Here is an 8,978-nt window from a genome sequence, read left to right on the forward strand (position 1 = left end):
CTTGCGATATATGGGCAAAAGTGCGTCTGCGCTTCGTTCTGAAGACAGCACAGTTACCCCGGCTGGTGGCAGATTTAATCCCTCAAAAAATGCAATTCGTTAGAGCGAACAGCTTTTATATATCATGCGTCATATCACCCTAATATGACAACCAGCGCGGATGTTTATTTTTTAGGGCCAAGCACTCGTCGCTCAGCAATTTGCTTTGGCTTGGCCGGGGCTTCGGTGAGCACCCATACCGGGCGGGTGACGAACAGGTTGTTGGGATAAACCACTTTGTGTCCGTCGACATGCCGTAACACCACATTCATCAGCCCCATTTCCACAATACAGCCTTCAATGAAGTTAGCGCCGTCAATGATCCTCACCCAGTTGCCAAGACGATAGTCATTTTGTACAAACATGATCAAAAAGGCAGTCAGGTTACTGAGTAAAGACCAGGCAGCAAACATGGCCACGCCCAGCATGGCAAACAGTGAAGACCCAAGCACCAGTAAACCGCGCAATTCAATGCCCCAGAATACCAACAGCAGGCACAGTAACACCGCGCCGACCAGACCTTTTAACAGCAGCTCAGCGCGCTGCTGACGGTGCAGATCGATTTTCCCACGAGTGATCTTATGCAGCACTTTAATTGCCAGTTTAAGCAGCAAAGGAAACAGGAAAATAAAAAGCAGGGTAACGATCAGTTTGTACTCAGCGAGTAAAAAGGTCGTAAGCGTATCTGGCATGTGGCCTATCCGTTGGGATGCAATTAAAACGGCATGATATCAGGGAAATTTGATGGGTTAAAAGCGGTTTTTAACCGTGAATAACCATTGCACTGAGTCGATGTTGTCGGGGCCATCAAGTGGGGTAGCAACATCCAGGTGCAAAACCAATCCGGAGTTTGCCCTGCTCGGTGCAAGCCGTAACCCCAGACCGATGTTTTTTAAAAACTGGCCCTGGATCTGGTTGGTTAGCGCATATTGCTGCTCGGGAGTGAGTGAATGAGGATCGTCAAGGGCACCGGGTAAAGGAGGCGCTAAGGGACGACCATCAACCCGGCCAATATCAAAGTAGGCCGCACCACCGACTTTAAACAGCTGCAATAAATCGTACTCCCAGTAATAGCGTTTCTCAAGGTTAAGTAAAATCCGCCGGTTGCCCTGCAGGTAATTGCTCGGATAGCCTCTTAGGCCGGTTTCACCGCCTAGGGTGATCTGTTGGTCGGCACTCAGATGTTTGCCGTATTGCACTTCAAGCTGAGCATACCAGGACTGACGCAAGCTGGTATTGAGGTAATATTGTACCCGCGAGCTGAGCAACAGGTTTTCCGCTTCGCTCTGGCGCTTATTCCAGTATCCGTGCAGGCTGAAGGCAAAACGCAGCAAACTGTTTTGAGAGGTGAAATGTGCCTTATTGGCATTAAATGACATAACCCAGCGGCTGTCGTCATCGCTGAGCTCTTCGTCGGAGTAGCCCAGCAGGGCGTTAATATTCCAACCCAGGTTCAAATCTTCTGTACGATAGATGGAATCGAAATTACGTACTTTAATATATGCATCTTCAAACCACTGTGCCTGAATGTAGGGGTAGCGCAGTGTGCGATCTTCAGCGATGGGCAAGGTGGTGTCTCGCAGTCGGGCAAATTCTTGCTTTTCATCTCGATAGCCCAGCATTAGTCGGCGTGTCCAGTCGTTATTGAGTGCAAAAGAGCGGCCAATGTAGAGGTTGGAGATTTCACTCAGTTGCTCGTATTCCGAGATTTCCTCTCCCAAATTGTAAAACGACTCAACCCGGCGATTACTTAAGTTACTGACGCCATAGCTAAAGGGCGTAGCTATCGAAAAAAACGGGTATTCAACGCCAACGTAGTGGACTTTCCCGTCATCGTTATCCGCGTATTCCAGACGTCCCTGATAACGGCTTGATAGTATTTGTGGGTCGTCATAGACAAACAGGTAACCACTGCGGTCGGGGTCAGAAATATGGGTAAGCGACAGGCGCTTTCCGTAGCCCAGCAGGTTAGACTCGCGAAAACCAAGGCGGCTGGAGTTATCGCCCCCGCTGCGACTAAAGCTAATATCCGGCAGTAAAGTCCAGAGATCGCGGGTCACAACGGTGACAGCGACTTCTCCATCACAGGTTTGCTCGGCAAAGATCCTAGCATCGTAGATATAGGATTGCTGGCGCAGCAGTCGCTCAGACTCTCGCAGCAGTTTTGGGTCATATTCCCCGCCTTGGGTAAACAGCAGCAAATTGCGGATCACTTCGGGTTTGGTTGTGATATGGGCCCGGTTAGCAAAGCGAAACACCGCATTGTCTTCCTCCGGTAAAGAGGTATCAAAGACATTGAGTTGCTTAAGCTCAATACTGACCACGGATGCATTTTGTAATTCCGGCAGAGCATCTTCGCTGTCGAGCTGACGATGAAGGTTGTTGTCTTCTGGTGCACTGGCGCGATTGTTGCCGCACTGCTCAGACGCACTCACTGGCGTGCTGGCGACAGCGGACCCAGAGGTGGCAGCGAGTGATGTGAATATTGTCAGTATTGAAGCGCGAACAACCCAACCCATAGAACAGCCCGTCGTTAGTTAACGTACTTTTTATTATGGCCTATGTTAGCCACAGCTGCTCAACTAAGTCTATATTATTGTTGTAAATTTAACCGTAATAATGTTGCCAGGTTCGGCAAATGTTCAGTTGCAGCAAGGCCTTCCGGCGCGATCCAGATACTCTCGCTGTAGTGTTCAAAGTTGAGGTTATAGGGGTGTCCTGCACAGGTAAATCGCCACTGATGGCGGTCGGCGCCTTGGTGAAACTCCAGTAAAGAGAGGCCATCCAGGTGCAAGAAAATTTGCCCCCACAGTTCAAATTCATCCGCGTCAGGCAGTGCTGAGGGGGTGATCAGGATCGTGTCCTGATCTGCCAGGTGATCGATGTGCGTTGTCACAGTGACTCCACTTGGTATATCGGGTTAATCGGTGTCGAGGTAATTGCGGATCAGCTGCATAAAGGGCGCACCATATTTACTGAGCTTGGTAAAGCCAACCCCGGATACTTTCAAGAACTCGCTGTCGTTGGTCGGGAGCAGCTGCGCCATTTCCGCCAGGGTTTTATCACTGAATACCACATAGGGCGGTACATCGTCCTGATCGGCCAGCTCTTTGCGCAGGCTACGCAGCTTGGCAAACAGCTTTTTATCGTAATTGAATTGTGCCAGTTTATCCTGATAAACGTGCTTGGCTTCCAGTCGCGGCTGTGCCAGTTGCAGCGCATACTCACCGCGCAGTACCGAGCGGGCACCTTCGGTCAGGCGCAGTGCCGCGCCCTGAGTGATATCCTGTGCGACCAGTCCGTGATGGATCAGTTGTCGCAAGATACTCAGCCAGTATTCGTTGCTGTGTTCTTTGCCTATGCCATAGGTGCTCAGTGTGTGATGCTGATTGTCCCGGATCCGGGCGGTGTTGGCACCGCGCAGGACATCGACAATGTAGCCCAATCCAAATCGCTGCTCTGCCCGATAAATACAGGATAATGCTTGCTGAGCGACCAAAGTGCCGTCGAAGCGCTTTGGTGGGTTCAGGCAAATATCGCAGTTACCGCAAGGTTCGCGCTGATATTCGCTGAAATAGTTGAGCAGGATCTGGCGGCGGCAGGTTTGTGCCGAGGCAAAGCTGGCCATTGAGTTAAAGCGCTGCTCTTCAACTCTGCGGCGATGTTCGTCCTCAATGTCCTCAAAAAAGCGTTTTACGCGGCCAATGTCGGCGGGGTCGAAATACATAATGGCTTCCGCAGCCAGGCCGTCACGTCCGGCGCGCCCGGTTTCCTGGTAATACGCCTCAATACTTTTGGGGATGTCGTAATGCAGTACATAACGCACGTTCGATTTATTAATCCCCATACCAAACGCCACGGTCGCTACAACAATTTGAATGTCATCGCGGGCAAAGGCATTTTGCACGAACTGGCGTTGCTCGTTGGTCATGCCGGCATGATATGCTGCAGCGTTAAAGCCGGCCTCAACCAGCTTTTCCGAGATATCATCAACGCGCTTACGGCTGGAGCAATAGACAATGCCACTTTGCCCCTTTTGTGTGCGCAGGTAGCGCATTAATTGTGACAGGGGTTTGAACTTTTCTTCTATGGTGTAACGAATATTGGGTCTGTCAAAACTCCCGGTATGGATAAACGGGGTGTGCAAACCAAGCTGGGTGACTATGTCACTGCGGGTGGCTAAATCGGCCGTTGCCGTCAGCGCCATCATAGGCACCGTAGCAAAGCGCTGTTTTAACTCATGCAGGCGGCAGTAGTGGGGTCGGAAGTCGTGTCCCCAGTGCGATACGCAGTGGGCTTCGTCGATGGCAAATAACCCCAGCTTCAGATGGCTCAGGCGTTCTATAAACTCACTCTGCAAGACTTTCTCTGGTGCGACATACAATAGCTTGATCTCGCCCTGATGCAGACGCTGATAAATGGCTTGCTGCTGCGCCCGGTCAATGCTGTTATTGATGAACTCCGCGCTGACCCCTAATGCCTTGAGCTGGGCAACCTGATCCTGCATCAAAGAGATAAGGGGAGACACCACAATACAGGTGCCGGGTAAGAGCAAAGCGGGTACCTGATAACACAAAGATTTGCCACCGCCTGTCGGCAGCAACACTAAGCTGTCGCGCCCGTCCAGGCACGCCTGAATGACGTCGAGTTGCCCGTCACGGAAGTCACTGTAGCCAAAAACTTCTTTCAGTACGCCGTGCGGTGTGTCGATTGAGTGAGTTGCAAGATTTTCCATCGAGCGCATTTTAGTGGGTTTTACGTCAGATGTCTTTTGTTTTTGATCACAGGAAAATCATACTGGCGGTACAGTTTGCGGTATACTGCGCGCTTGGCATCTGTGGGAACAATCAGAAGGCCAATTTATGTTGTGCTTGGGAGAAATGAATGGGAACGAGTAGTGAAACGAAGCAGGGGTATACCTTTGCCGTTTTAGCGTTTTTGATGTGGGGACTGGCCCCCATCTATTTTAAATCACTGGATCAGGTCGATGCGCTTGAAATTCTTATCCATCGGGTTGTCTGGTCTGTGCTCTTTATCGCCTTGATCATCGCGGTTAAGCTGAACTGGCATAAAGTCATTGCGGTACTGCGCCAGCCTAAATTGATGCTGATGCTGACGGTTACGGCTTTATTGCTGGGATTTAACTGGGGTTTGTTTATCTGGTCAGTGAACAACGGCCATATGCTGGATGCCAGCCTGGGTTACTATATTAATCCCTTACTCAATGTCCTGTTAGGTATGTTGTTTTTACACGAGCGTTTGCGTCCTCGCCAGCAGTTTGCTGTTGCGCTGGCCCTTGTCGGGGTGGTGCTGCAATTGGTGAGCTTTGGTTCGTTTCCAGTGATCGCCTTTTCTTTAGCCGGGTCATTTGCAATTTATGGATTGCTGCGCAAGACCATGGCGGTGGAATCCTTACCCGGTTTGCTGATTGAAGCCGTTATTCTGCTGCCCATTGCATTAGGTTACTGGTGGTGGCTAACACCCAGCGACACCAGCAATATGATGCTGAATGATTGGCTCACCAACCTGCTGTTGATCAGCGCCGGTGTGGTGACGACCTTGCCGTTATTGTGCTTTACTGCGGCTGCAAAACGCATCCCTTATTCTACTTTGGGATTCTTTCAGTACATTGGCCCCAGTCTGATGTTTATGTTGGCGGTGGTGTTTTATGGTGAAGAGTTTAGTGCAGAGCGGGTGTTAACGTTCGCGTTCATCTGGTCAGCGTTAGCGCTGTTTAGCTTTGACTCTTACCGGGCGGGTAAAGCGCAGCGCCGTCTTGCTGCGGCATGATAAAGGTGGAAGCACAGGCACTGCCTGTGCTCCTTGTGATGTTTTACAGATCGTCGTCTGCCTCTGTGGCCACCGCTTCGACTTCTTCCTTATTTGCATTGACCTTAGAGCGGCCAAACAAAGTATGAAACTTGGTTTTGCAGGTTGTCAGTTTAAGGTATTTGGCCCAGGTCTTTTCCATGGCATTTTCCGGGCTTCCTAATCCCCCCATTACCTCCACAAAGTGTTGCTGAAATTCATTTTGCGGATCACAGGCTTTAGTGTATAAGCTCTTAAGTAACGCACCATGGTTTTCCAAAATATCAGACTCTTGCAGGGTAAAGTGTCCGCTTCGTGAAAACCCCCGGGGAAAGTTAATATCATCATAGAAATGTTTTGTTGTAGCAAAAGCTTCTTTCAGGGTCGCTAAATTTTGACTCATGGTGAAATCCTCAGCATTGTTTGGCAGGAGTATGGACCATAGTGCGGAAATAATTAAACGAGTTTTTTTTATCGTAAGGGGGCTATGTGGACCTAGATCTATTAAAAACATTTGTCGAAGTAGTAAAGACCCGTCACTTTGGTCGTGCAGCCGAGAATTTATACATTACTCAATCCGCTGTGAGCTTCCGAATACGCCAGTTAGAACAAAGCCTTGGCGTGAATTTGTTTATCCGTCAGCGCAACAATATTCAGCTGACTGCGCCGGGCGAACGTTTGTTACCCCATGCCAATATGATCTTAACCGGGATGCAGCGTGCCAAAGTCGATGTGGCACTGGCTAATAACATGCATAAACAGCTGTCCCTGGCGGGCACCCCGAACATTTGGGACGCGTTTTTACAGTTTGGGATTAACCATATCGTGGCCGCCATGCCTGGGGTATCGCTGGTGGCCGAAGTCAAAGCCCAGCAAGAAAGTACGCGCCTGTTGCTGGAGCGCACGCTCGATATTGCCGTGTTGTTTGATCCGCCCAAGGTAGATGAGCTGGTGGTGAAACAAATTAAGCACCTGGCCATCATCCCGGTCAGTACAATGGCGCAAACGACAAGCGAAGACTTTTTTGACAAGCAATATGTTTATGTAGACTGGGGAACGGCCTTTTCATTGTGGCATGCAAAACAGTTTACCGGCAGCACACCGCCTTATTTCAGAACCAGTACCGGTCGTATTGCGCTGGACCTTATCATGCAGTGTGGAGGCTCAGCATTTATCCCACGTGCGCTGGCGGTTGAATCAATAGAGAAGAAACAGCTATTCCATATTGAATCTGTAGAGCAGAATGCGCGGGAGATTTATGTTGCTTATCACAAGGACAATGATCAACTGGAGCAGATAGAAACGATTGCCAGCCTGTTGGCGTCTTTACCTGATTAGGTTACAGATTATTGAATTATTTATGATGGTCAGCTGACAATTTAATGTCAGTTTTATTTTGTGTGTAATATTTCTGTCACTTATCGCTGGCAGACTGCGCCTGTCTAAAAAATTACGTGTTGTGATACTTGAGGAAATACACATGAAATTATCTAAATCAGCATTATTTGTTTCTCTTTTCGGTGCTTTATCTGCAAGCGCTTACGCTGATGTTGATGTATATGGTAAAGCGAATTTGTCTGTACAGAGTTCAGACGAAGGTGAAGGCTCTTTCACTGAGGTGAAAAGCAACGCATCACGCTTTGGTTTAAAAGGATCAGAGAAGCTAGATTCTGGTCTTGAAGTTATCTACAAATTAGAGTTCCAGGTTGATGTATCTGATGCTGACTCTAAAGGCGATGATGACAACATTACGGCACGTAACCAGTATGTAGGTCTGAAAGGCGGTTTTGGTGAGGTCGTGATTGGCCGTAACGATACGGCTTTCAAACAGTCACAAGGTAAACTGGATTTGTTCAATGACCTGGAAGCGGATATCAAGAACCTGTTTAAAGGTGAAAACCGTCTTGGTGATTCTATCTCTTATAAGTCAGCCAGCTTCAACGGGTTTAAAGTACTAGGTACTTTTATCGCTGAAGACAGCACAGATGGCGAAAATGGTTATTCAGCAGCGCTTACTTATGGCGATGCAAAATTGAAGAGCACTAACTTCTATGCTGCGGTTGCGACTGACAGCGAAGTAAAAGGCTATGATGCAGTACGTTTCTCAGTACAGGGTAAAGTAGCAGACTTTAAACTGGGCGCAATGTACCAGATGCAAGAGAAAGTGGATGGCTCTGATGAGGCTGACGGTTACATGGTAAACGCGGCATACGGTTTTGGCGCAAATACCCTGAAACTGCAATATCAGGTTATCGACTTTGATAAAGGCGATAAGGTTGATGGTATTTCTGTGGGTATCGATCACAAGCTGAGCAAAGCTGCAAAGCTTTATGCCTTCTATTCAAGTGTTGATGAAGACAATGGTGTAGAAGAAGACTACCTGGGTGCAGGTATCGAATACAAGTTCTAAGTCTATAAACGACCTAAAACCAGATTGATAAAGGCCAGTCGGAACGCTCTGACTGGTCTTTTTGCGTTTTATGGACCTGACATCAGGCCGGTTTAGCGGCGTTTTATGTCAAAAAACACCTGTTTCGTACAATTAATGTCCGAATGCGCTGTTTTTCTCACTTTTCTTCAAAAAAGGGGTTGCGCTGAGTTTCGATTTCCCTATAATGCGCATCCACCGACACGGGGCAAAACGCTGAAAAGCAACGAGCCAAGTGAAGGGAAAGCCAAACGGAAAGCTTAATTAAGAAAAATTAAATTTTCTAGTTGACTTTAAAAGTGAAGCGGTTAATATGGCGCTCCACTTCGCAGCAAGGCTGCGGTAACTAACCAAGGTTAGTTATTTTGTTCTTTAAAAATATGAAGCAATCATCTGTGTGGGCACTCGTACAGATTGAGTTCTAACAGCGAATTTCAGTTTTACTGAATGACGCACAAAAATTTAGAGTCTCAATTGAACTGAGTGACCAACGGAATAAACATAGTTTATTCAGCACAGTCAATTCGATTCGAAAGAATCAAAATCAGAATTCAATGAGCACGAAACTTCGGTTTCAAAAAACTTTTAATTGAAGAGTTTGATCATGGCTCAGATTGAACGCTGGCGGCAGGCCTAACACATGCAAGTCGAGCGGTAACATTTCTAGCTTGCTAGAAGATGACGAGCGGCGGACGGGTGAGTA

The 8,978-nt window shown here is 48.2% G+C and carries 8 protein-coding genes and 1 rRNA gene; 4 read left to right on the forward strand and 5 right to left on the reverse strand.

What is annotated here, in order from left to right; translation table 11 throughout:
• Positions 1 to 164: 164 nt before the first annotated feature.
• From L1285_RS11630 to recQ, 4 genes are all read right to left on the reverse strand, one after another.
• Positions 165 to 731: a mechanosensitive ion channel domain-containing protein gene (locus L1285_RS11630; protein ID WP_235412449.1), complete on the reverse strand. Its 567-nt coding sequence runs from the start codon at positions 729 to 731 to the stop codon at positions 165 to 167.
• 57 nt (positions 732 to 788) lie between these two features.
• Entirely contained in the window at positions 789 to 2,558 is a 1,770-nt protein-coding gene (locus L1285_RS11635) for a ShlB/FhaC/HecB family hemolysin secretion/activation protein (RefSeq protein WP_235412450.1), read from the reverse strand.
• Positions 2,559 to 2,632: 74 nt separating this feature from the next.
• Positions 2,633 to 2,935: a DUF3630 family protein gene (locus tag L1285_RS11640; protein WP_125717172.1), complete on the reverse strand. Its 303-nt coding sequence runs from the start codon at positions 2,933 to 2,935 to the stop codon at positions 2,633 to 2,635.
• A 24-nt stretch (positions 2,936 to 2,959) separates the two neighbouring features.
• Positions 2,960 to 4,774, reverse strand: coding sequence for a DNA helicase RecQ (gene recQ, locus L1285_RS11645; protein ID WP_130246411.1), 1,815 nt, complete (start codon positions 4,772 to 4,774; stop codon positions 2,960 to 2,962).
• A gap of 149 nt (positions 4,775 to 4,923) precedes the next feature.
• Between recQ and rarD the strand changes: the two genes are divergently transcribed.
• The gene (gene rarD / locus L1285_RS11650; protein ID WP_130246412.1) at positions 4,924 to 5,829 is read left to right on the forward strand and encodes an EamA family transporter RarD; all 906 of its coding nucleotides are present in this window, start codon (positions 4,924 to 4,926) and stop codon (positions 5,827 to 5,829) included.
• 43 nt (positions 5,830 to 5,872) lie between these two features.
• Here rarD and L1285_RS11655 read toward each other — a convergent pair whose 3' ends face one another.
• A complete protein-coding gene (locus tag L1285_RS11655) occupies positions 5,873 to 6,250 on the reverse strand; it encodes a DUF413 domain-containing protein (RefSeq protein ID WP_125717175.1) in 378 nt (125 codons plus the stop codon).
• 86 nt (positions 6,251 to 6,336) lie between these two features.
• On the opposite strand from L1285_RS11655, the gene L1285_RS11660 reads away from it, so the two are divergent.
• From L1285_RS11660 to L1285_RS11670, 3 genes are all read left to right on the forward strand, one after another.
• A complete protein-coding gene (locus L1285_RS11660) occupies positions 6,337 to 7,185 on the forward strand; it encodes a LysR family transcriptional regulator (RefSeq protein ID WP_046006163.1) in 849 nt (282 codons plus the stop codon).
• 142 nt (positions 7,186 to 7,327) lie between these two features.
• Complete coding sequence (locus L1285_RS11665) at positions 7,328 to 8,257, forward strand: porin (RefSeq protein WP_235412451.1); 930 nt, start codon at positions 7,328 to 7,330, stop codon at positions 8,255 to 8,257.
• 604 nt (positions 8,258 to 8,861) lie between these two features.
• A 16S ribosomal RNA gene (locus tag L1285_RS11670) occupies positions 8,862 to 8,978 on the forward strand; the annotation flags it as partial.

It is taken from the genome of Pseudoalteromonas sp. DL2-H2.2 (genome assembly GCF_021532535.1).
Taxonomy (GTDB): domain Bacteria; phylum Pseudomonadota; class Gammaproteobacteria; order Enterobacterales; family Alteromonadaceae; genus Pseudoalteromonas; species Pseudoalteromonas rubra_A.

What these genes read in the sequence shown, in the direction of transcription:
- L1285_RS11630 (WP_235412449.1), bottom strand. Translation starts at nt 731, where the DNA reads ATGCCAGATACGCTTACGACCTTTTTACTCGCTGAGTACAAACTGATC.
- L1285_RS11635 (WP_235412450.1), bottom strand. Translation starts at nt 2,558, where the DNA reads ATGGGTTGGGTTGTTCGCGCTTCAATACTGACAATATTCACATCACTC.
- recQ (WP_130246411.1), bottom strand. Translation starts at nt 4,774, where the DNA reads ATGGAAAATCTTGCAACTCACTCAATCGACACACCGCACGGCGTACTG.
- rarD (WP_130246412.1), top strand. Translation starts at nt 4,924, where the DNA reads ATGGGAACGAGTAGTGAAACGAAGCAGGGGTATACCTTTGCCGTTTTA.
- L1285_RS11655 (WP_125717175.1), bottom strand. Translation starts at nt 6,250, where the DNA reads ATGAGTCAAAATTTAGCGACCCTGAAAGAAGCTTTTGCTACAACAAAA.
- L1285_RS11665 (WP_235412451.1), top strand. Translation starts at nt 7,328, where the DNA reads ATGAAATTATCTAAATCAGCATTATTTGTTTCTCTTTTCGGTGCTTTA.